Annotated in this window: 18 protein-coding genes; 13 read left to right on the top strand and 5 right to left on the bottom strand. The window is 63.8% G+C overall.

Features of this window, described 5'->3' with window-relative positions:
* The first annotated feature begins 28 nt into the window (after nucleotides 1-28).
* The gene (locus HHL08_RS19515) at nucleotides 29-604 is read left to right on the top strand and encodes a hypothetical protein (protein WP_169574688.1); all 576 of its coding nucleotides are present in this window, start codon (nucleotides 29-31) and stop codon (nucleotides 602-604) included.
* Here the strand turns inward: HHL08_RS19515 and HHL08_RS19510 are convergent.
* Nucleotides 601-1,503, bottom strand: coding sequence for an SDR family NAD(P)-dependent oxidoreductase (locus tag HHL08_RS19510; RefSeq protein ID WP_169574687.1), 903 nt, complete (start codon nucleotides 1,501-1,503; stop codon nucleotides 601-603). The two genes, HHL08_RS19515 and HHL08_RS19510, sit on opposite strands and share 4 nt — an antisense overlap.
* A 133-nt stretch (nucleotides 1,504-1,636) precedes the next feature.
* Between HHL08_RS19510 and HHL08_RS19505 the strand changes: the two genes are divergently transcribed.
* The 5 genes from HHL08_RS19505 to HHL08_RS19485 are packed head-to-tail and all read left to right on the top strand — an operon-like array spanning nucleotide 1,637 to nucleotide 7,949.
* A complete protein-coding gene (locus tag HHL08_RS19505; RefSeq protein WP_169574686.1) occupies nucleotides 1,637-3,061 on the top strand; it encodes an MFS transporter in 1,425 nt (474 codons plus the stop codon).
* Nucleotides 3,062-3,098: 37 nt separating this feature from the next.
* Nucleotides 3,099-3,857, top strand: a complete 759-nt coding sequence (locus HHL08_RS19500; protein ID WP_169574685.1) for a nuclear transport factor 2 family protein — start codon at nucleotides 3,099-3,101, stop codon at nucleotides 3,855-3,857.
* Between the two features lie 4 nt (nucleotides 3,858-3,861).
* On the top strand, nucleotides 3,862-5,289 hold the full coding sequence (locus HHL08_RS19495; protein ID WP_169574684.1) for an NAD-dependent succinate-semialdehyde dehydrogenase: 1,428 nt from the start codon (nucleotides 3,862-3,864) through the stop codon (nucleotides 5,287-5,289).
* Nucleotides 5,290-5,292: 3 nt separating this feature from the next.
* A complete protein-coding gene (locus HHL08_RS19490; RefSeq protein ID WP_169574683.1) occupies nucleotides 5,293-6,348 on the top strand; it encodes an amidohydrolase family protein in 1,056 nt (351 codons plus the stop codon).
* The gene (locus HHL08_RS19485; protein WP_169574682.1) at nucleotides 6,345-7,949 is read left to right on the top strand and encodes an MFS transporter; all 1,605 of its coding nucleotides are present in this window, start codon (nucleotides 6,345-6,347) and stop codon (nucleotides 7,947-7,949) included. The genes HHL08_RS19490 and HHL08_RS19485 overlap by 4 nt, the downstream gene beginning before the upstream one ends.
* A gap of 3 nt (nucleotides 7,950-7,952) precedes the next feature.
* Here HHL08_RS19485 and HHL08_RS19480 read toward each other — a convergent pair whose 3' ends face one another.
* Nucleotides 7,953-9,422: a carotenoid oxygenase family protein gene (locus HHL08_RS19480; RefSeq protein WP_169574681.1), complete on the bottom strand. Its 1,470-nt coding sequence runs from the start codon at nucleotides 9,420-9,422 to the stop codon at nucleotides 7,953-7,955.
* A 103-nt stretch (nucleotides 9,423-9,525) separates the two neighbouring features.
* On the opposite strand from HHL08_RS19480, the gene HHL08_RS19475 reads away from it, so the two are divergent.
* From HHL08_RS19475 to HHL08_RS19445, 7 genes are all read left to right on the top strand, one after another.
* A complete protein-coding gene (locus HHL08_RS19475) occupies nucleotides 9,526-9,990 on the top strand; it encodes a MarR family winged helix-turn-helix transcriptional regulator (protein WP_169574680.1) in 465 nt (154 codons plus the stop codon).
* A 272-nt stretch (nucleotides 9,991-10,262) separates the two neighbouring features.
* Nucleotides 10,263-12,785 (top strand): TonB-dependent receptor, encoded by a 2,523-nt coding sequence (locus HHL08_RS19470; RefSeq protein WP_235955168.1) that lies wholly within the window; start codon nucleotides 10,263-10,265, stop codon nucleotides 12,783-12,785.
* A gap of 64 nt (nucleotides 12,786-12,849) precedes the next feature.
* Nucleotides 12,850-13,617, top strand: coding sequence for a glutathione S-transferase family protein (locus tag HHL08_RS19465; protein WP_169574679.1), 768 nt, complete (start codon nucleotides 12,850-12,852; stop codon nucleotides 13,615-13,617).
* Nucleotides 13,614-14,363 carry a glutathione S-transferase family protein gene (locus tag HHL08_RS19460; protein WP_169574678.1) on the top strand — a complete coding sequence of 250 codons (750 nt, stop codon included), beginning with the start codon at nucleotides 13,614-13,616 and terminating at the stop codon, nucleotides 14,361-14,363. Before HHL08_RS19465 ends, HHL08_RS19460 begins: the two co-directional genes overlap by 4 nt.
* A 4-nt stretch (nucleotides 14,364-14,367) precedes the next feature.
* Complete coding sequence (locus HHL08_RS19455) at nucleotides 14,368-15,930, top strand: AMP-binding protein (protein ID WP_169574677.1); 1,563 nt, start codon at nucleotides 14,368-14,370, stop codon at nucleotides 15,928-15,930.
* A gap of 43 nt (nucleotides 15,931-15,973) precedes the next feature.
* The gene (locus tag HHL08_RS19450; protein WP_235955167.1) at nucleotides 15,974-18,103 is read left to right on the top strand and encodes a PQQ-dependent dehydrogenase, methanol/ethanol family; all 2,130 of its coding nucleotides are present in this window, start codon (nucleotides 15,974-15,976) and stop codon (nucleotides 18,101-18,103) included.
* On the top strand, nucleotides 18,093-18,965 hold the full coding sequence (locus HHL08_RS19445; protein ID WP_169574676.1) for an amidohydrolase family protein: 873 nt from the start codon (nucleotides 18,093-18,095) through the stop codon (nucleotides 18,963-18,965). The genes HHL08_RS19450 and HHL08_RS19445 overlap by 11 nt, the downstream gene beginning before the upstream one ends.
* A 66-nt stretch (nucleotides 18,966-19,031) precedes the next feature.
* Here the strand turns inward: HHL08_RS19445 and HHL08_RS19440 are convergent, their stop codons facing one another.
* From HHL08_RS19440 to HHL08_RS19430, 3 genes are read right to left on the bottom strand one after another with little or no spacing between them, the layout of a single operon-like run.
* Nucleotides 19,032-19,925, bottom strand: a complete 894-nt coding sequence (locus HHL08_RS19440) for an SDR family NAD(P)-dependent oxidoreductase (protein ID WP_169574675.1) — start codon at nucleotides 19,923-19,925, stop codon at nucleotides 19,032-19,034.
* Complete coding sequence (locus tag HHL08_RS19435; protein ID WP_169574674.1) at nucleotides 19,922-20,857, bottom strand: SDR family NAD(P)-dependent oxidoreductase; 936 nt, start codon at nucleotides 20,855-20,857, stop codon at nucleotides 19,922-19,924. The genes HHL08_RS19440 and HHL08_RS19435 overlap by 4 nt, the downstream gene beginning before the upstream one ends.
* A gap of 13 nt (nucleotides 20,858-20,870) precedes the next feature.
* Nucleotides 20,871-21,746, bottom strand: a complete 876-nt coding sequence (locus HHL08_RS19430) for a BKACE family enzyme (protein WP_169574673.1) — start codon at nucleotides 21,744-21,746, stop codon at nucleotides 20,871-20,873.
* Between the last annotated feature and the right edge of the window lie 59 nt (nucleotides 21,747-21,805).

Below are 21,805 nucleotides of genomic sequence, written 5' to 3'. Positions count from 1 at the left end.
GCGACTCGCTCTGTGCTTGATTCACGATATGTTTCATGCGCCCGCCTTGTCCCGCATTCCAGGCGGCAGCGATCTTTCGCTGCTGCTGGACCAATTGTCGCATTGCTGCTCGCGGCCGCGATACGCCTTCATGCTGCTGACGCTGATCGCGGACGTGGCGCGACCGGATGGCAGCGCGGGGCCGGAAGTGCGGGTGGGCGAAGGGCTGGTCGCGCTGCGCGACTGGTTATGCGATGCGCTGACGCCGATGGGGCATCGCGATCCGCGCCGCATGGCGCTGGTGGAGCGGGTGCGCGACGAACTGCGCAAGGACGCCAGGCTGACCGGCGACGCAACCGCCGACGATGTGCTGGTGCAGGAGGAGGTGCGCAATCGCGTGCGCGCGTCGGGCAAGACCAATCTCAGCCGGGCCGCGTCTGAACTGGTCAAGGCCGGCCTGCTCAAGCGCCATTATCAGGGGTATCGCGTCGACCATCTCAATCGCGGGGCGCAGCGGCAGGCGGTGTATACGCTCACGGGCCGCGCCCGCGTGCTGATCGGCACGCCGGCTGCGCCAAGGCGACCGGCCGCCCCGCCCCGGCAAGGCGACCTGTTCGCGCATTAAGCGCGTTCGCGCGCCGCGCGCCGGGCCTTGGCATAATTGTCGCGGCGCATCTTTTCAAAGCCGGTGCGCTGCTCGAAGCCGGCATCCTGCGGATAGTCGCGAAAATCGGCGAGTATTTCATCGAACACCGTCGCCAATTCGTCGCGAAATTCGGGATGGGGGAAGATGTGGAAGCGGTTCTCCTGCACCGCTTCCAATGTGCGGGCGGCGATGACGTCCGGATCCATGCCAAACTGGTGCAATTGCTCCAGCCGCCCTACCGCCGCGCTGTCCACCGGCTTCGCGCCGCCGCTGAGCACGGATGGCCGCACTTCGTCGCTGGCGTAGATATGGCTCTTCACCAGGCCAGGGCAGAGCACGGACACACCGATGCCATGGGGCGACAGGCTGTAGCGCAGGGACTCGCTCATGCCGCGCACCGCGAATTTAGTGGTGTTGTAGATGCCGGGCGCGCCGCCGCACAGGAAACTCGCCATCGATGCGGTGTTAACGATATGACCGCCCTGCCCCAGCGCCTTCATCCGCGGCGCGAACGTCATCACGCCGTTGATGACGCCATGCAGATTGACCCCCATCACCCAATCCCAGTCGTCGTAGCTGGACTCGTCTATCGTCTGGAACAGATTGATGCCCGCATTGTTGAAAACCAGACTGACCGGACCCAAGGCTGCCTCCGCCTCGTCCGCCGCTTGCGCAAAACCTTCACGCGATGCGACATCGAGTTGGACAGCCATAACGCTTTGATTGTCGAGCGTCTTGACGGCCGCGGCCAGCGCATCTTCGCGAATATCGGCGATCGCCACCTTGCACCCCTGCGCCAGCAAGGCGCGGACCAGACCCAGGCCGATGCCATTGGCGCCACCGGTCACGAAGGCGGTGCGTCCCGCAAAATCGAGCATCCTATTCTCCTATGACGATCATTATAACGAACGTGCATTTTTCTCTCGCCATATTCGTATAGTTCACTTACAAATTCGCCAAGCCGAAATTTCATCCCTGTGAACAAAGGGAGAAGTGGAGAGGAGAAGGCTCATGGCCCTGGCACCCGCGCCGATTGCGAGCGATAGTTTATGGGATGCAGAAGCGACCGCATCGCTTGATGCCGCTGCCTCCGCGCGCCCGCCTTACTCGACAGGCGCCGCCTATTGGGCGCTGTTCGTCATCATCCTGGCGACCTTCGCCACCTTCTTCGAACAGGTTGTGTTCGCGATGCTGGCGGAACGGATCAAGGCGGATTTCGGCCTGTCCGATTCCCAACTCGGCTTCCTGGCCGGTCCCGCCAGCATCATCTGCTATCTGTTCGTCGGCATCCCGCTGGCGCGCCTGGCCGACATCTTCCCGCGCAAGTTCGTGCTGGCGGGCGGGTGCGCGGCGCTGGGCGTCATCACCTCGCTGGGCGGCATAGCCCAGACGTTCGGCCAGTTCGTCGGCAGTCGCGTTTTCCTGGCTGCAGGGGGATCGGCTCATGCGCCGTCTTCCTACTCACTGCTGGCCGACGCCTTCCCGCCGCGCATATTGACCCGCGCCTTTGCCCTGCTGCAATTCGGCTTTATCGGCGGCACCACGCTGGGGCCGGCGATCGGCGGGATGCTGATCGCGACCGCGGCGGGATGGGCGCCGACCCAGCATGGGGGCCTGACCATATTGGGCTGGCAATGGCTGATGATCTGGCTGGGCCTGCCCGCTTTGTTCGTCGGCCTGCTGTTCCTAACGGTCAAGGAACCGCCTCGCCAGGCGCCCCCCGCCGGCACGATCACGCCCCCCATCGACGTATCGCTCGGCCGCCGCATCCTGACCTTCACCGGCCTCGACGCCGCCAAGGCGATCCATGCCAAGCGCCGCGTCTATTACCCGCTGTTCGCCGGGCTGGCGCTGAGCGCGATCGAGGTGTTCGGCCTGCAATTCTGGCGCGTGCCCTTCATGATCCGCACCTATGGCTGGAACGAGGCGCAGATCGGCGCGGTGATGGGGTCGATGACGCTGGTCGCCTCGCTCACTGGCCTGCTGCTGGGTGGCATCTTCGTCGAATGGCTGGCCAAGCGCCATGCCGACGCCAATGTCCGCGCCGCCGCGATCTTCTTCGGCTGTGTGACGGTGTGCGCCATCCTCGCCCCGCTGATGCCCAATGGCTACGCCTCGCTGGGCGTCGCCAGCATCGGCGCGATGTTCGGCATCGCCGGTGCCGTACCGCAAAACGCCGCGATCCAGCGCGTCGCGCCCAATGCGATGCGGGGCCAAGTGACGGCGATCTACCTGTTCATGTTCACCTTCTTCGGCGCAATGGGCAGTTTCCTCGTCGGCCTGGTGCAGGACTATATCGTCGGCGATCCCAGCCAGCTCTGGAAGTCGCTGGTGATGACCGCGGGCGTGCTGCTGCCGATCGCCACGCTCTGCATGGTCCGCGCCATCCGCCCCTATCGCGAGGAAGTGGAGCGACTGGCCGCGAAAGCCGTCTAATCTGTAAGTGTTACATACAATGATAGGAGAGCCAATCATGTCCGAGACCGACCGTATCGCCCGCCTGGAACAGAACGTCGCCGACCTTGGCACCCGCCTGCAACGGCGCGAAGATGAGCTGGACGTGCGCAAATTGCAGCATCTCTACGGCTATCTGATCGATAAATGCCTCTACAACGAAACCGCCGACCTGTTCACGCAAGATGGCGAAGTGCGATTCTTCGGCGGCGTCTGGCGCGGCCAGGCGGGCATTCGCCGCCTCTATGTCGAACGCTTCCAGAAGCGCTTCACCCATGGCACCAACGGGCCGATCGACGGCTTCCTGCTCGACCATCCGCAATTGCAGGATATCGTCGATATCGATGCCGACGGCGTCACCGCCTATGCCCGCGCCCGCTCCATGATGCAGGCGGGCCGGCACAAGGATTATACCGACCCGTCCAACCCGATGCTCGGCGCGCGCCAATGGTGGGAAGGGGGCATCTACGAAAATACCTACAAGAAGGTGGACGGCATCTGGCGCATCCAGATCCTGAATTACATGCCGCAATGGCATGCCGATTTCGACCAGGGCTGGGCCAATACGCCGGCCGAATATGTGCCCTTCCCCAAGATCACCTATCCCGAAGACCCGACCGGCCCGGACGCCCTGATCGAGGATCACTGGTTGTGGCCGACCCACAAGATGGTCCCATTCCACATGGTCCATCCGGTGACGGGCAAGGAAATCGTCGCCGAACGCTGGCAGGGCGATATCGACCGCGATCGCGCCGCGCGCGAAGCCGTGAGCGCCTGAGCCCATGGCCTACCCCGACCTGTACATGATGATCGACGGCCAGCGGCTGTCGGGCGGCGGGCGACGCACCCACAAGGTCGTCAACCCGGCCACCGGCGAAGCGATCGCGGAGCTGCCGCTGGCCGATGCGGCGGATTTGGACGCCGCACTGGCGGCGGCGCAGCGTGGCTTCCACCGTTGGCGCGATTCCACGCCGCAGGAGCGGGCGGCTGTGTTGCAGGGTGCAGCGCGGCTGATGGTCGAGCGGCAGGAGGACCTCGCCCGCATCGCCACGCTGGAACAGGGCAAGACGCTGGCCGAAGCGCGCATCGAAGTGATGATGAATGTCGGCCTGTTCAATTTCTACGCCGGCGAGGTCTTTCGCCTCTACGGCCGGGCATTGGTGCGGCCGGCCGGGCAGCGATCCACGGTGACGAAGGAGCCGGTCGGCCCGGTCGCGGCCTTCGCCCCCTGGAACTTCCCGCTCGGCAATCCTGGCCGCAAGCTGGGCGCGCCGATCGCGGCGGGATGCTCGGTGATCTTGAAGGCGGCGGAGGAAACGCCCGCATCCGCGCTGGGGGTGCTGCAATGCCTGCTCGACGCCGGCCTACCCGGCGATGTCGCGCAGGCGGTGTTCGGCGTGCCGGACGAAGTGTCGCGGCACCTGCTATCGTCTCCCATCATCCGCAAGATGAGCTTCACCGGCTCCACCGCCGTCGGCAAGCATCTGGCGAAACTGGCCGCAGAGGATTGCAAGCGCACGACGATGGAACTGGGTGGCCATGGCCCCGTGCTGGTCTTTGCCGACGCCGATATCGACAAGGCGCTCGATACAGTGGTGGCGGGCAAATATCGCAATGCCGGGCAGGTATGCGTGTCGCCCACCCGCTTCATCGTGGAGGCGGGCGTGCATGATCGCTTCCTTGCCGGCTTTGTCGATCGGGCCAAGCAGGTGACGGTCGGCGATGGATCGGACCCCGCCAGCGTCATGGGACCGATGGCCAATGCGCGGCGGTTGGATGCAATGGACCGCCTGATCGGCGACGCGGTGGCCAAGGGCGCCCGTCTTGAGACCGGGGGCGAACGGATCGGCAATGCGGGCTATTTCTTCACCCCGACTGTGCTGTCAGCCACACCCTTGGACGCCGCCATCATGAATGAGGAGCCGTTCGGCCCCGTCGCCCTCATCAACGCCTATGCCGATGAGGGAGCCATGATCGCGGAGGCCAATCGCCTGCCCTATGGCCTGGCCGCCTATGCCTGGACCAGCGATGTCGCACGGCAGCGCCGGGTCGCACGCACGGTCGAGGCCGGCATGGTCGGCATCAACACGGCGATGATCGGCGGGTCGGATTCGCCATTCGGCGGGGTCAAATGGTCGGGCCATGGCGCGGAAGACGGTCCCGAAGGGATCGACGCCTGCCTCGTCACCAAAGCCATTCACGAAGGATAAGCGATGAGCCATGAACTGAGGACCGGCGGCGACCGCGGCTATCGGCGCATCGCCACCGAAGAAGCCTTCGCCACGCGCGAACAGATTGACGCCTATCTGCGCATGGTGCGCGACGGGACGGCGGACCGGGGCATGGTGTCGCTCTGGGGCTTTTACGGCCAATCGCCGTCGGAGCGGGCGACCCAGATCATCGACCGGCTGCTCGACCTTGGCGACCGGCGGCTGGCGGACATGGACGCGACCGGCATCGACGTGGCGATCCTGTCACTGACCTCGCCGGGCGTGCAGCCGCTGCTCGACATGGAAGAGGCCAAGGCGATGGTAGCCCGCGCCAACGATCATCTCGCCGACCGCTGCGCGGCGCACCCCACGCGCTTCGTCGGCATGACGTCGATCGCCCCACAAGACCCGGACTGGTCCGCCGCCGAAATCCTGCGCGGCGCTGGCGATCTGGGCTTAAAGGGGGTGATGGTCAACAGCCATACCCAGGGCGAATATCTGGACGACGCCAAATTCGACCCGATCTTCCGCGCGCTCGCCGATACTGGCCAGCCGCTTTACATTCACCCCTCAACCCCGCCCGACGCGATGATCGGGCCGATGCTGGACGCGGGACTGGACGGCGCGATCTTCGGCTTTGGCGTGGAAACGGGCATGCACCTGCTGCGCCTCATCACCATCGGCATTTTCGACCGCTATCCCGATTTGCAGATCGTCGTCGGCCATATGGGAGAGGCTTTGCCCTATTGGCTCTACCGGCTGGACTATATGCACCAGGCGGGCGTGCGATCGCAGCGCTATGAACGGATGAAGCCGCTCAACAAATCGATCCACGACTATATGCGGTCGAATGTCTGCGTTACCACCAGCGGCATGGCCTGGGAGCCGGCGATAACATTCGCGCAAAAGGTGCTGGGGGAAGATCGGGTCATGTATGCGATGGATTATCCCTATGAATATGTAGCAGACGAAGTGCGAGCGCATGACACTCTCGATATTTCGGATGAGGCCAAACGCAAGCTGATGCAGACCAATGCCGAGCGCGTGTTCGCCCTGTGACGATAGCAACCCCTTCGCGCTCGACCGCTTATTATGCGCTGGCGCTGGTGGCGGGGACCAATCTCGTCAGCCTGCTCGATCGCAATATCCTCGCCATCCTGGCCCCCGCAATCAAGGCGGACCTGAAGATCGGCGACGCGGAAATGGGGCTGCTCTACGGCACCGTGTTCGCGCTTTTCTACGCGCTGTTTTCGTTGCCGCTGGGGCGGCTGGCGGACGGGTGGATCAGGACGAAACTGCTGGCCATCACGATCGGCTTCTGGTCGCTCGCCACTGGCGGCGCGGCTTTGGCGACCGGCTTCTTCACGCTGATGCTCTCGCGCCTGTGCGTGGGCATCGGCGAAGCGGCATCGCAGCCAGCCGGCACCAGCCTGACCTATGATTATTTTCCGCGGGAAAAGCGCGGCATGGTGATGGCGGTGATGGCCGCCGCGATCGCCATCGGCCTGGGCGGATCGCTCATCATCGGCGGCATGGCCGCGCAATGGTGGGACGCGCGCTACACCACAGGCACGGCACCGCTGGGCCTGAAGGGCTGGCAATTCGCCTTTGCCGTGGCGGCGACGCCCGGCTTCCTCATCGCCTTCCTGATGAGCCGCCTGCCCGAACCGCAGCGCGGCGTCATGGACGGCATCCCGACCGCCCATGATCCCCATCCCTTCCGCGCCAGCCTGAACGTGCTGGGCGCGGTGACGCCGGGCTTTCATTGGGTGAGTCTGGCGCGCACACGGGCGACGCCGCGGGACTGGGCGCTGAATATCGGGCTGCTGGCGCTGATCCTGCTGGCCGTGCTGCTGGCGATCCACTGGTCGGAATCCTTTTCGCCCCGCCCCCCCCTGTTGCTCGGCGGCGTGGCGATCAGCCCGCATGTCGTGCAATGGAGCGTGATCGGCTTCGGCGCCTTCGTCATCGCCAATCTGCTGCAAAATCTCAAAGGGCGCGATCCGGTCGCCTTCGCGCTCATCACCCGCAATCCTTCGCTGCTGCTCTGCATCGCGGCAGGCGCGCTCCAAAGCGTCATCAACTATGGCGTCATGGGCTTTACGCCGTCATTCCTGATGAAAGGCTATGGCCTGTCGCCCGCCGACACCGGATTGCAATTCGGCCTGTTATCGGCTGGCCTCGGCGTGGTCGGGCCGCTGATCGCCGGGCCGCTGTCCGACCGGATCGGGGCGAACCGCCTGTCGCGCCGGGTTTGGGTCGCGCTGTTCGCGATGAGCGTTTCGCCGTGCCTGGCTTTCTGGGTCTATCATGCGCCGGACGCAGGCGACTTCTACCTGCGATTCACGCTGTACAGCCTGATCCTGACGATGTGGATGCCGCCGCTCTATGCCGTGTTGTTCGAACAGGTTCTGCCGCGGATGCGCGGGCTGACCGTCAGCCTCTATATCGTCGTGTCGACCATCTTTGGCCTCGGCATCGGTCCCTATGCCGTGGGCATGATAAGCGACGCGCGCGGCGGCGACCTGGGCGGGGCGATCCTGTCGATCAACTGGGTCGCGCCGCCGCTGGTGCTGATATTGCTGTTGCTGGTGTGGCGCGTCGAACGCGACCATGCCAGTTTGCTCCCCCGCGCGCGGGCGGCGGGGGAGAAGGTCTAACCGCTAAGCCGCCAGCCCGATCTGGTCGGCCGTTGCCCAGTTGCCGTGCAGCCCGAAACGCAGGCGGATGGGAATACGGATTTCCGCGATCGGCCCCTTGGCGATGTCGAGCGCATCGAACAGCAGCAGGTCGCTGCGATGCTCCTCCAGCCGGTTGCACACCTGCACGATCCAGCCATCGCCTTCGGCCGCGTCGGGGCTGCGTGGAATGAAGCAGGGTTCTTGCAACGACGACAGCGGCCCGCACCACCATTTTTGCTCCGCGCCGGTCTGGTGATCGATCAGGCCCAGCGTGTTCATCAACATGCCCGACGGACTGCCCCCTTTCAGTTCCACCGGCTTGGTCGGGTCGATCACCAGCAACCAGCCATAGCGATAGGGCAGGCCGGTCTGGCGATCGTCGATCCGGGGAAACTCCCCCATCATATTGGTCAGCCGCTGCACGCTGGCGAAATCCTCGCCATTGGACGCCATGTCGACGGTCCAGCGCGTCAGGAAACTTGCCGATTCCGGCCCGTTGAACGGCGCGCCGTGAATGTCGGGGAAGAAGGGGAACATATTGTTCTTCGCTTCGGGCGTGTCGAAATGGATTTTCGTGCCGTCCTGAAAGGCGTTCATGACATGGCTGGCGAAACAATTGTCGCGCTTGAACCAGCGTATGTCCGCGGCGGTCGCATCGGCCCGGCGCGGCAGGACGCCCAGATAGACCGGCAGAGTGGTATCGAAACCGAAATGCGGCAACCCCTGCTCCAGTCGCTCCCAGTTGGATGTGCTGGGCACGACATGGAACAGCGCATAGTCAGGCGTGATCGCGAAGTCGTGCATCATGGCATAATAGGGCGTTTCAAACCATATTTCCTGTTTGAGCTGCCCGTCCGGCGACACGACATAATAGGTCATGTCGCGCGTCAGCACCCCCTTGGCCGCATAGCCAAAGGCGATCATGTCGCCAGTCGCCGGATCAATCTTGGGATGGGCGGTGAAGGTCTGACCGGTCATCGCGCCGTCGAACCATGTATAGCCGTCCGTCTCCAGCGTCGCCGGGTCCATCACCAGCGCCGGGCTGTCTTCTTTCAGCGCATAGAGTTTCCCGCCATGGATGAAGGCGGTCGTATTGGCGGTGCCGCGCACCAGTCCCGCGACCGCAGGGTCGTCGGTCAGCGGATTGCGATAGGCACCGAACAAAGCCTTACCCGCCTCATGCTCCAGCTTCCACTTGTCGGTCTTCGCCCAGCGCTGGCGGAAATCGACCTGACCGTCATGAAAGCGGAACATGGTGATCATGCCGTCGCCGTTGAAGGCGATATCGTCGCCCAGCCGCGGCGGAAATTGGGGGTCGGGTTGCACCCGGTAGAAGGCGCCGTCCAGTTCGGGCGGCACCGCCCCCTTTATGTCCAGGTCGGCGATGTCCGCCTCGATCCGCGTGGGCGTGTTGAAACCCGTGAAAGACGGCGTGTCCGGAAAATGCGCCATGGCTGATCCTCTCCCTTTTATGGTTGAAGATATTGTATGTGACAATCACATTTTTTCAAGTGGCCGCATTGACGTATCGGCACTTACTCCGCACACTGTTACTATGAATACCATGAACGATATCGAGCCGCTCGACCTCTTCCCCGATCCTCGCCTCAGCGGCATCGACGGGCTGGTGGGATTTCACATCCGGCTTGCCAGCGCGGCGGTCTATCAGCACTTCACCGAAACCTTCAGCGACCTGGGCCTGACCCAGAAGCAGGTCGCCGTCCTCTGGCTGATCGAGGATCAGCCCGGCATCGCGCAGGCGGATATCGGCCGCCGACTGAAAATGGACCGGGCGAGCGTGATGGCGATCGTCAATCGCATGCAGGACCGCGGTTTTCTGACCCGCGGCGCCTCCGCGCAGGATCGCCGCCGCCAGACGTTGAGCCTGACCGAGGGTGGCCGCGACTCGCTGCGCCAAGCGCGCGCCTGCATCGCCGAGCATGAAAATTGGCTGAAAGCCCGGTTCAGCCCGGCCGAAACCGCGATGCTGGTGGAGCTGCTGCGTCGCGTCTACGTCTGAACGCAGACATGGCGAAGTAAAGGATTTGCGGGGCTTCCCCTCTTCACCCCAATCATCCTGTTACTGCCACTACTACCAATAGAGACAACAGTATTATTTGCCCTCTCGCAATAAAGGCAAATAGTGCAACAATGTTCGTTGTGAAGCCGATCAGGCTCTTGCATCGCATAAAATTGTATGTCTTACTAACAATCGACGCACAGCAACGTCATGAGGCGGGTCACGTCCGGGCAGGACGGATCTCAAGCCGAAATTAGGAGAGGGGATTACCCATGCAACACGATCTTCGTGCAATGATGTCGCGCGCCTTTTTGGCGTCAGCCTCCATCCTCGCAATCACAACGCCGGCCTCGGCGCAGACATCGGCCCCGCCACCCGCCGCTGCGCCACAAGCCGCCGAGCAGGGTACGGAGGCGCAAAGTTCGGTGGCCGACATCGTCGTCACCGCCCAGTTCCGCGCACAGCGGTTGCAGGACACGCCCATCTCCATCACCGCCGTCGGCGCGGCCGAGCTGGAGGCCAAGAGCCAGACCAACCTGGCGCAGATGGCCGACGCCGCGCCCAACGTGTCGTTGAAGCCGCAGGGCGCATCTTTCGGTCCGTCCATCACCGCGTCGATCCGCGGCATCGGCCAGAACGACTTCAACCCGGCCTACGAACCGGGCGTCGGCATCTATATCGACGATGTCTATTATCCGCAGCTGACCGGCGCGGTGTTCGAACTGCTCGATCTCGACCGCGTCGAAATCCTGCGCGGGCCGCAAGGCACGCTTGCCGGCCGCAATGCCGAGGGCGGCGCGATCAAACTCTATTCCAAGCGCCCCTCGGGCGATGGCGGCGGCTTTGTCGAGGTGAATTACGGCATCCGCAACCGCATCGGCATCCGCGCCGCCGCTGATTTCGGCATCACCGATACGTTGGCCGTCCGCATATCGGGCGTCGCCAAGCAGCAGGACGGCTTTGTCGATCGCATCGATTATGGCTGCGCCAATCCGGGGAGCGGCATCCCGTCCACACGGTCTGCCGGCGATTGCACCATCAGCAAGCTGGGCGGTGTGGGATACCAGGCGATCCGCGCCATCCTGGCCTGGGAACCCAGCGACAAGCTGGATGTGACCCTGATCGGCGATTATACCCGCGACGAACATACGATCGCGGGCGAAGTGCTGCTCGACACGGCCGCCATCAATTCGCCCAACACCAATCCCGCCCCAGGCATCCCCTATGACAATCGCTTCATCTGCGGCCGCTATTGCAACTATATCGGCACCGGTCAGCCGGCGGGCGTCTGGACGCCGCCGATCCCGGTCGATCCGTTCGGCGCAGCGGGCACCCCGCTTGCAGCGACCCAAGGCACCGATCGCAGCCTCTACAAGGGCTGGGGCGTGTCCGGCCAGGTCAACTATGCCCTGTCCGACGCCTTCAAGCTGACATCGATCACCGGCTATCGCAGCTTCGACACTCAGTTCGATTCAGACGACGACCTGTCGCCCGCCAACACCAATTTCGGCCGCAACTCGCTGGAGAATTGGAGCTTCAGCCAGGAAGTCCGGTTGAACATCGACCTGAGCGACAGCCTGAACGGCACGGTCGGCGGCTATTATTTCAAGCAGAAATCCACCTATGACTCGTTCCAGGACATTCGCTATGTCGCGGTCTATCCGCTGCAATTCCGCCAGCCCGACCCGACCAAGGCGGAAGCCAAGGCCGCGTTCGCACATTTGTCTTGGAAGCCGATCGATCGCCTGACCCTGAGTGGTGGCCTCCGCTACACGGCCGAAACCAAGGACCAGACCTATTTTCGCCTGAATTATGACGGGTCGGTCAACCGCTTCCTCGATCCCGTCGGCGTCGCCTATGGGATCGGCTATTCGGGCGCCGATACGCTCGATTATAATGGCAACGGCAACACCACCGAAACGGTCACCGCCCTGTCCGGCCTTACCGCCCATTATAGCGCCAAGCGCTGGGACTATCGGGTGGCCGCCGATTATCGACTGACCGACAGCCTGATGGTCTATGGATCGGTGTCGACCGGCTTCAAGGGCGGCGGTTCCAATCCGCGTCCCTTCAATACGCAGCAGGTCATCGCCTTCCGTCCCGAAAAGCTGACCGCCTATGAAATCGGGTTCAAGAGCGATTTCTTCAATCGCCGGGTCCGCCTCAATGCGTCCGCCTTCATCAACGACTACGTCGATATCCAGATCCCGGTGCTGACCTGTCCTGGCGCGCCCTGCGCCGCGCGGCTCAACGCGGGCGATGCGCGCGTGAAGGGGTTCGAGGCGGAACTGTCCGCCTATCCCATAGACGGCCTCGCGATCGATGCGTCGATCAGCTATCTGGACTTCAAATATATCGCCAGCAGCCTTGATCCGGCGGCGACATCCCCGACCGTGCCGGGCGGCACCAACCCCGGCGGCGTGTCGCCCTCCGACCCGCCCGCCTCGCCACCCTGGAAGTTCAGCGTCGGCGCCCAGTATAAGATCGACCTCGACAAGGCTGGCAGCCTGACGCCGCGCTTCGACGTCACCTACGAAGACAAGAAATATGGCGGTCCGTCGGTCGTGAACGGCGAACGCATCCTCAATTTCGTGCCCGCCTACACGCTCGCCAATGCGCGGGTCACCTGGCAGAATGCGGATGAGGATCTCGACGTGTCGTTCGAAGTCACCAATCTTTTCGACAAATATTATCTCCTCTCCGTTCTCGACCTGCGCGGCGCAGGCGGCGGTGTCCGCAAAGGCCGCCCCGGCAATCCGCGTGAATGGGCGGTGACCGTGAAGAAGAAGTTCTAAGCCTCCCCCTCGGTCGGTCGGGCAGCACATGCCCGGCCGGCTTCTTTTCGGAGACCCATCCGGCATGACCGACGTAACCCTCTACCATTGGGAACCCAACGCCAATTCGGGCAAGCCCATGCTGGCGCTGTTCGAAAAGGGCGTGGCGTTCGACAGCCATTATCTCGACCTGCTGAACTTCGATCAGCACAAGCCCGATTATCTGGCGGTCAACCCGCTCGGCACCATTCCGGCGATGAAGCACGGCGACTTGGTGCTGACCGAATCCACCGCGATCATGGAATATGTGGATGAAGCGTTCGACGGTCCGCGCCTGATGCCCGCCGATCCGGTCGATCAGTGGCGCACGCGCTGGTGGATGAAGTTCATGGACCAGTGGCTCGCCCCCAGTTTCTCGATGATCGGCTGGAGCGTCTTCGTCGGCCCATCGGTGCGCCAGAAAGACCCGGCCGAACTGGAAGCGGCGATCGACCGCATTCCCATGCCCGAACGGCGCGTCGCCTGGCGCAAGGCGATCAACGGTGCCTTCTCGCCTGAAGAAATGGCGGAATCGCAGCGCCGCGTCGGCCTGGGCATCGGCTATCTGGAAGAAGCGCTGGGCCAGCGGTTATGGCTGGCATCGGACAGTTATGGCCTGGCCGACATCAACGGCTTCAACCTCGCCTATGCCATTCCGCTGTCGCAGCCGCATCTGTGCAATGACGAATTGACCCCCAACATCATGCGCTGGCTGCGCGCCATTTATGCGCGCCCGGCGACCCGCGCCTGCTGGGCGCTCGGCCGCACCGACCTCGCCCGCCGCATCTCCCTGCTCGAAAGCGAACCCGCATGACCGGCATCCTCTATCATGGCCAGCCTAACGGCCCCTCCTTCACCGTCCTGGCCGCCGCCTTCGAGAAAGGCGTCGATCTGGACCTGCGCGCGATCGACCTGGTCGCGGGTGAACGCCACTCGACCGCCCTGCCCCACCCGCTCGAAGTCGACCAGTCGATTGAGGGCGAAGGCCCTGTGCTGGTGGTGGACGGCGTCGCGATGACCGACAGCGTCTTCCTCGCCTGCTATTTGGACGAGTTGGGCAGCGGCCCGGCGATCCGCCCCGCCGACCCCTATGCCCGCTGGCAGATGATGGCCTGGTGCCGCTATGTAATCGAACGGGTCGCGCCAGCCGCCGCCGCGCTGGGCAATGCCGCCGCGCCGCCGCTTGGCGTCCCCGCCGGTATCGCCAGCGCGGATCTCGAAGGTCGGTGGAAGAACGCGGTGGAGGGCAAGGCAGACGACAGCCAATTGGCCGACAGCCGCACCAAGATCGTCCAGGCGGTCGAGAAGGTGGAGGCGCAGCTGGCCGACGGACGCGACTGGCTGATGGGCGATTTCACCATTGCCGACCTTGAAAGTCATGCCTGGCTGGCCGGAATGCGCGGGATCGTCCCCGAAGCCTTCGCGTCTGCGCCGCTGACCGACGCCTGGGGAGCGCGGCTGCGCGCCCGCCCCGCCGTGGCGCGAGCGTTGGGCCTGGCCACCATAGCCCACCCCGAAACCATCTGGGCGCCCGGCCCGGAGATCAACCGCTGGGGCTGATAGAATGCGCGCGATTGACTATTTCGACCGGGGCCACGACCTTGGTCCCGAACGCCCCTGCCTGATCGACGGGACAAGCCGCGAGACGCTGAGCTTCGGGGCGGTCAAGGCGCTGACGACGCGGATCGCCGTCGCGCTTCACGGCGCGGGATTCCGCGATCAGCAGCCGATCGCGCTGTACGGTCCCAACAGCGCGGCGATGATGGTCGCCCTACTCGCCATCTGGCGCGCCAACGGCCAATGGGTGCCGGTCAACACCCGCAACGCGATCGACGCCAACGCCGCCTATCTCGACTATGTCCGCTGCGGCTGGCTATTCTATCATAGCAGCCAAGCAGAGGACGTTGCAGCGCTCAAGGCGCGCGTGCCGAGCCTGACCCGTTTCGTCTGCCTCGACCGCGTTTATGATGGCGATCCCTCGCTCGACCAGTTCATCGCGAACAGCGAGTTGGACAGTTTGCCAGACTTTTCCGATCCGTTCGGCAAGCCTGACGACATTGTCGGCCTCTTCCCCACCGGGGGCACGACGGGTCCGTCCAAGGGGGTGGTCGTCACCAATCTTGGTTGGGGCACGATGATCGAGACGCTGGCGCAGGCGGTCGATGGCAGAACCGATACACCTGTCTCACTCGTCGTCGCACCGATCACCCATGCGGCCGGCCCGGTGGCGTTGGCGACCCTGTCACTGGGCGCTAGCCAAGTGATCCTGTCCGGCTTCGATGCGCCCGCCGTGCTCGACGCGATCGCGCAGCATTGCGTCACCCATGTCTATATGCCGCCGACCGCGCTCTACAGCTTGCTCGACGCGGCTGAGTTGACGGGCAGCGATACGTCCTCGCTCAAAATCTTCCTGCTGGTTGGATCGCCGGTATCCCCGGAGAAATTGCGGCAGGCGGTCGAGATATTCGGCCCCTGCCTTTGCCAGGCCTATGGCCAGGTGGAATCGCCGATGATTGTCACCTGGCTGTCGCCCGAAGCGGTCGCCGCGGCGGCCGCCGGCGACCGGCCCGAACGGCTCGCCAGTTGCGGCCAGCCTACCCGGTCCGTCCGGGTCGGCATCATGGACGATGACGGCAACCTCCTGCCCGATGGTGAAGCCGGCGAACTGGTGGTGCGCGGCGTTCTCGTCTCGCGCGAATATTATGCCATGCCCGACGCCACCGCCGAAATGCGCACCCATGGCTGGCACCATACGGGCGACGTCGCCCGGCGCGACAAGGACGGCTATCTCTACATCGTTGATCGCAAGAAGGACATGGTCGTGTCGGGCGGCTTCAACGTCTTTTCCGCCGAAGTGGAGGCCGCCGTTACCGAACTGGCGGCGGTGCGCGAATGTGCGGTCATCGGCATCCCCCATGCAAAATGGGGCGAGGCGGTCCACGCCATTGTGGTCGCCGACGATATCGGAGAGACTGAGATCATCGCCCATGCCAAGGCCCGGCTGGGCGGGGTGAAGGCGCCCAAAAGCGTCGCCTTCGTCCCCGCCATTCCCCGGACCGCGGCGGGCAAGATGGACAAGAAAGCTCTGCGCGCCGCCTATTGGTCCGGCGCGCGGATGGTGAATTAGGTGACGGATGCAGAAACCTGCACCGCATAAGGAGAGGAAGAGAATGCGGGTCGCGATTGCGCTGCTGATGGGAGCGGGTCTGGCATTGTCAGGCTGTGGCAAGGGCACGAGCCAGGAAGCGACTGTTCCTGCCTCGACCGGCGGCGTGGATACCGCACGCATCATCGCCGCGAAACCGGCCGAATGGCTGTCCACCGGCCGCACCTATGACGAGCAGCGTTTCAGCCCGTTGTCCGCGATCAATCAGGACACGGTCGGCAAACTCGGCCTCGCCTGGTTCGCCGACATGGACACCAACCGCGGGCAGGAGGGTACGCCACTCTTCATCGACGGCGTCCTCTACACCTCCACCGCGTGGAGCATGGTGAAGGCCTATGATGCGCGCAGCGGCAAGCTGCTCTGGTCCTACGACCCGCAAGTGCCGCGCGAGACGCTGGTCAAGGCCTGTTGCGACGCGGTCAATCGCGGCGTTGCCGCCTGGGGCGACAAATTGTTCGTCGGCACATTGGACGGTCGCCTAATCGCGATCGACCGCAAGAGCGGCAAGCCGGTCTGGAGCGTCGTGACGCTCGACCAGACCAAAAATTACACCATTACCGGCGCGCCGCGCGTCGTGCACGGGCTGGTCGTCATCGGCAATGGCGGGGCGGAGTTTGGCGCGCGCGGTTATGTCGCCGCCTATGATGCCGATACGGGCAAGGAGCGCTGGAAATTCTACACCGTCCCTGCCCAGCCCGGCACGGAGAAGGAAGCCGACTATCTGAAGAAAGCGGCTGCCACCTGGTATGGGCAATGGTGGAAACAGGGCGGCGGCGGCACGGTTTGGGACGCGATGGCCTATGACCCGGACCTCGACCTGCTCTATATCGGCGTGGGCAATGGTTCGCCCTGGAACCAGGCCTATCGGTCGGAGGGCAAGGGCGACAATCTCTACCTCTCCTCGATCGTCGCGGTCCATGCCAAGACGGGCACCTATGCCTGGCATTACCAGACCACGCCGGGCGACAGCTGGGACTTCACCGCCACCCAGCATATCATGCTAGCCGTCATGGAGATCGACGGGCAGAAGAAGAAAGTGCTGATGCAGGCGCCCAAGAACGGCTTCTTCTACGTGCTGGACCGCACCAACGGAAAGCTGCTGTCGGCGAAGAATTTCGTTCCGGTCAACTGGGCCAGCGGCATCGACATGAAGACCGGGCGACCGATCGAAAATCCCGAAGCGCGCTATTACAAGACCGGCAAGCCCTTCATCGGCTCACCCGGCGCGACCGGCGCGCATAGCTGGCACCCGATGGCCTTCGATCCCAAGAGCCAGACCGTCTTCATCCCCGCCAACCTCGCCGCCTTCCCCTATATCCCCGAAAAAGGGTGGAAGGCCAATAAGCTGGGCTTCAATGTCGGCGTCGATATCGCCGCGGCCGCCATGCCGGCCGACTTGGGCGTCCGCGACGCCGCGATGAAGGCGACCACCGGCGCGCTCATCGCCTGGGATCCGGTCGCGCAGAAGGAAAAATGGCGCGTATCCTACAAAGGACCATGGAATGGCGGGCTGCTGGCGACCGGCGGCGACCTGGTGTTTCAGGGGACGGCGACTGGCGACTTCAACGCTTATGCGACCAAGGATGGCCGCAAGCTCTGGTCCTTCCCGGCCCAAACCGGCATCGTCGCCGCGCCGATCAGCTATGAACTGGACGGCGCGCAATATGTGGCGGTGATGGCCGGCTGGGGCGGCGTGTGGGCGCTGGCCCCCGGCATCCTGTCCGACAAGAGCGGACCCAGCCGCAATATCAGCCGATTGTTGGTGTTCAAGCTGGACGGCAAGGCCGCCCTGCCCCCCGCCCCGCCGCTTGCCGCCATGCCGCTCGACCCGCCCCCCTCCACCGCCAGCGCGGCGCAGATCGCAGCGGGCGCGGCGCGTTTCGGCCGCTATTGCAGCACCTGCCATGGCGACGCGGCGGTGGGCGGCAGCATCGTCCCCGACCTGCGCCACAGCGCCACCCTTAATGACAAGGCGACCTGGCAGATGATCGTCCATGACGGCGCGCTCAAGGACAATGGCATGGTCAGCTTCGCCTCGATTTTCTCGGCAAAAGAGATCGAGGATATCCGCGCTTACGTCATCCACCGCGCCAATGAGGACAAGACACTGGAAAGCAAACCCAATGCCCGTTGATCCGACCAAAGTCATCGCCATCGACGTCCATGTCCATGCCGAAGTGTCATGCCACGACCCCGAAGACCCGGTGATGGCCAAATATTTCGACGCAGCGTCCGCCTATTTCAAGGCGGATCGCAAGCGGCCGACCATCCCCGAAACCATCGCCTATTATCGCGCGCAGAACATCGCCTTCTGCCTGTTCACCGTCGATTGCGAGAGCGGGATCGGGGCCAAGCGGATCAGCAATTACGAAGTGGCGGAACTGGCCGCGAACGACAGCGACATCGTCATCCCCTTCGCCTCGATCGACCCGCGCAAGGGCAAGTTCGGCGCACGCGAAGCCCGCGACCTGGTGGAGAATTACGGGGTCAAGGGCTTCAAATTCCACGGCATCATGCAGGATTGCCACCCGGCCGACCGCGTCGCCTATCCCATCTATGAAGTGATCGCCGAATATAAGCTGCCCGCCATCTTCCACACCGGCCATTCGGGCATGGGCACCGGGATGCGCGGCGGCGGCGGGGTGCGGCTGAAATATGGCCAGCCGATCCTGGTGGACGATGTCGCGGTCGATTTCCCCGACATGAAGATCATCCTTGCGCATCCCAGCTGGCCCTGGACTGACGAGAGCCTGTCGATGGCGCTGCACAAGGATAATGTCTTCATGGACCTGTCCGGCTGGTCGCCCAAATATTTCCCCAAACAGGTCATCCAATACGCCAATACGCAGCTCAAGCATAAGATGCTGTTCGGCTCCGACTGGCCGCTCATACGCCCGGAAAAATGGATCGACGCCGCACGGGAAGCGGGCTTCCGCGAGGAAGTGTTGCCGCTTATCATGAAGGATAATGCGGTGAAGCTGCTGGGGCTGGGCTGAACCAAGGTTTGTCGATATAAAAAGCTGGCCGGGCGGACCCCTTTATCCGCCCGGCCAGAGGCATGTTTAACTCTCGACCTTTTCACGCTTCTCGCCGCCCGGCACGCCATGGGCCACGCGCTTTGCATAATCGGGATCGTCTTCGGGCCGGGCAACCGCCGCCATCACCCGTTCATGAATGTCCTCCAGCGTGCCGCGAAATTCGGGATAGGGCAGGATATAAAGCTGGTCCGCCTCCACCCCCTTAAGCACATATTGCGCCAGCACTTCGGGCTCCATGCCGACCGAGATCACCTGCTTCAAATGCGCCATGACATCGGGGTCTGCGCCATAATAGCCGGTTTTCTGCAAATGCGCCGGGCGGGTCAGCACCGCCTCATGGATGTTGCTGTTGACCGCGCCGGGGCAGAGCATCGACACGCCGATGCCGTGATCGGCCAAATCCAGCGCCAGACATTCTGACAAGCCCCGGATCGCCATTTTCGACGTGCAGTAAATGCCCGTTCCCTTGAGCGCGACGAAGGCGGACATGGACGCGGTATTGATGATATGCCCGCCCTTATCCCGCTCGATCATGCGCGGGACGAAGGTCTGGATACCGTTGATGACGCCCTTCAGATTGACGTCCAGCTGCCAGTCCCAATCGTCATAGGTGGCGTTCTGGAGCGGCCCGAATATCGACACGCCCGCCGTGTTGAACAGCAGTTCCACCGGTCCCAGCTTTGCTTCCACCGCGTCGGCGGCGCGCGCATAAGCATCGCGGTCGGTGATATCCAGCTTCACCGCCATTACATCATGCCCGCGCCCGTCGAACCAGGCCATCGCCTCGTCCAGATGGTCCTGCCGGATATCGGCGATCGCGACCTTGCACCCCGCCTGCGCGAAGACCTTCGCCTGACCCAGCGCCACGCCCGATCCGCCCCCGGTGATGAAGGCGGTGCGGCCCGCAACCTGCGTCATGCCGCCAGTTCCTTCGCCTTGCGCCGCGCCAGTTGATCGTCGAACACCGGATTGGATAGCAGGAAACCGATCGCCTTCGCCCGATCCTGGTTGATCGTCTCATCAGGGAAGGAGGCCAGGATCGCGTCGAAGCGCGTCCGCATCCCGGCCGCAAATTCGGGGTGGGTCAGGATATAGAGGTCATTGGCGCGGATGCCGGCCAGCACCCGATCGCCCACTTCGTCCGCGCTCATCCAGAGCGGCGATACGGGGCGCTGCTCCAGTTCTTCCTCGCGCTGGCGATAGCCGCTATCTTCCCGATATTCGGCCGGGCGCAGTTCGCCGCTATGGGCGATATTGCTCTGCACCGGGCCTGGCATGAAGGCGGACACGCCGATATTCTCCGCCGCCAGTTCGCCCCTTATCGCTTCGGAAATGCCCAGCACCGCGGCCTTCGCCGCGGTATAAATGGCCGAATAGCCGATCGGGATCAGCGCAGATTGGGAGGAGGTGGTGACGATCTGACCACCCTCGCCATGCGCCTTGATCCGCGGCAGGATCGTGACCAGGCCGTTGATGACCCCGCCCAGATTGACGCCCATGCCCCAGTCCCAATCGTCGAAACGCGCATCCAGCACCGGCCCCATCACGCCCACCCCGGCATTGCCGACCAGGATATGGATCTTGCCGAAGCGCGCCTCCGCCGCGTCGGCGGCGCAGGCGAAGCCGGCGCGGTCGGTGACGTCCAACTGCACCGTCTCCACCTGCGCATCGGCGGCCAGGTCGGCCTTCGCCTGCGCCAGGGCGTCCTCGCGAATGTCCGCGATCACCACATTGGCGCCGGCGCGCACCAGCGCACGGGCGATGCCAAGGCCAATGCCGTTCGCGCCGCCGGTAATGAAGGCCGTGCGGCCGCTGACGTCGCCCATGGGCGCTGCTGCTGTCTGTGTCATATCGATCCTTTCTTTATTGTTTCAGGCCCAGCATAGCCCGCGCTTCACCCGCGCTGGCGACGTCGCCGCCAATCCGTTCGATGATGTCGACGCCCCAACGGACCAGGTCGGCATTGTCCTGCGCCAGTTTACCGCGCCGCAGGTAGATCGTATCTTCGAATCCGACCCGGATATTGCCGCCCAGCAACGCGGACTGCGCCGCCATGGGGAAGCTGTGGCGGCTGACGCCAAAGCCGGTGAACTGCGCCCCACGCGGAAGCTGATTCTTGGCATAGAGCATGGCTTCTGTCGTCGCGGGCAAGCCATATTTGGTGCCCAGGACGAAGGTGAAGGGCACATGTTTCGGAATTGCGCCCTTGGCCATCAGGTCGTCGGCGAACACGAAATCGCCCGCCTCGAAACATTCGATCTCCGGCAGCACGCCGGCATCCTGAATCATATGTCCCATTTTGGTGATCATGGGGTCGAGGTTGATCGCCACCCCGCCCCACAGCTGCATCGTACAGATGTCGAGCGTACACATATCGGGCTTGAGGTCGAGAATATGCTCCAGCCGCCGTTCAGCCGTGAACATCAACGTGCCGGGGCCGCAGACTGCCGGGTCTTCATCCCCCTGCATCCAGGTGCAGCCCGGCCCCGTGGTGACGTTCAGGATCACTTCGTTATTCTTGGCGCGGATCAGGCCAACGACCTCCCGATAATCGTCCAGCGCCTGCGACGGGTTGCCGGTTTCGCGGTCACGCACATGCAGATGGATGATTGCCGCGCCCGCCTCCGCCGCGGCCAACGCTTCGGCCGCGACATGATCGGGGCGGAAGGGGAAGTTGGGATGCGTGGGCATCGGCGAGCTTCCCGTCACCGCGCAGGTTATAAATAGCTTGCCAGCCAATCTTACTCTCCTGTCCAGTCTCGGCTATGCTGCCGATCGCAGACCACAGGGTCTTGCAG

It is taken from the genome of Sphingobium psychrophilum, from assembly GCF_012927105.1.
GTDB classification, from domain to species: domain Bacteria; phylum Pseudomonadota; class Alphaproteobacteria; order Sphingomonadales; family Sphingomonadaceae; genus Sphingobium; species Sphingobium psychrophilum.
The sequence above is the reverse complement of the archived record's forward strand: the minus strand, read 5'-3'. Positions and strand labels throughout refer to the sequence as shown.

Bases quoted from the DNA above. Each gene is read 5' to 3' on its own strand.
- HHL08_RS19515 (WP_169574688.1), top strand. From the start codon at position 29: ATGTTTCATGCGCCCGCCTTGTCCCGCATTCCAGGCGGCAGCGATCTT.
- HHL08_RS19510 (WP_169574687.1), bottom strand. From the start codon at position 1,503: ATGCTCGATTTTGCGGGACGCACCGCCTTCGTGACCGGTGGCGCCAAT.
- HHL08_RS19505 (WP_169574686.1), top strand. From the start codon at position 1,637: ATGGCCCTGGCACCCGCGCCGATTGCGAGCGATAGTTTATGGGATGCA.
- HHL08_RS19500 (WP_169574685.1), top strand. From the start codon at position 3,099: ATGTCCGAGACCGACCGTATCGCCCGCCTGGAACAGAACGTCGCCGAC.
- HHL08_RS19495 (WP_169574684.1), top strand. From the start codon at position 3,862: ATGGCCTACCCCGACCTGTACATGATGATCGACGGCCAGCGGCTGTCG.
- HHL08_RS19490 (WP_169574683.1), top strand. From the start codon at position 5,293: ATGAGCCATGAACTGAGGACCGGCGGCGACCGCGGCTATCGGCGCATC.
- HHL08_RS19480 (WP_169574681.1), bottom strand. From the start codon at position 9,422: ATGGCGCATTTTCCGGACACGCCGTCTTTCACGGGTTTCAACACGCCC.
- HHL08_RS19475 (WP_169574680.1), top strand. From the start codon at position 9,526: ATGAATACCATGAACGATATCGAGCCGCTCGACCTCTTCCCCGATCCT.
- HHL08_RS19470 (WP_235955168.1), top strand. From the start codon at position 10,263: ATGCAACACGATCTTCGTGCAATGATGTCGCGCGCCTTTTTGGCGTCA.
- HHL08_RS19465 (WP_169574679.1), top strand. From the start codon at position 12,850: ATGACCGACGTAACCCTCTACCATTGGGAACCCAACGCCAATTCGGGC.
- HHL08_RS19460 (WP_169574678.1), top strand. From the start codon at position 13,614: ATGACCGGCATCCTCTATCATGGCCAGCCTAACGGCCCCTCCTTCACC.
- HHL08_RS19455 (WP_169574677.1), top strand. From the start codon at position 14,368: ATGCGCGCGATTGACTATTTCGACCGGGGCCACGACCTTGGTCCCGAA.
- HHL08_RS19450 (WP_235955167.1), top strand. From the start codon at position 15,974: ATGCGGGTCGCGATTGCGCTGCTGATGGGAGCGGGTCTGGCATTGTCA.
- HHL08_RS19445 (WP_169574676.1), top strand. From the start codon at position 18,093: ATGCCCGTTGATCCGACCAAAGTCATCGCCATCGACGTCCATGTCCAT.
- HHL08_RS19440 (WP_169574675.1), bottom strand. From the start codon at position 19,925: ATGACGCAGGTTGCGGGCCGCACCGCCTTCATCACCGGGGGCGGATCG.
- HHL08_RS19435 (WP_169574674.1), bottom strand. From the start codon at position 20,857: ATGACACAGACAGCAGCAGCGCCCATGGGCGACGTCAGCGGCCGCACG.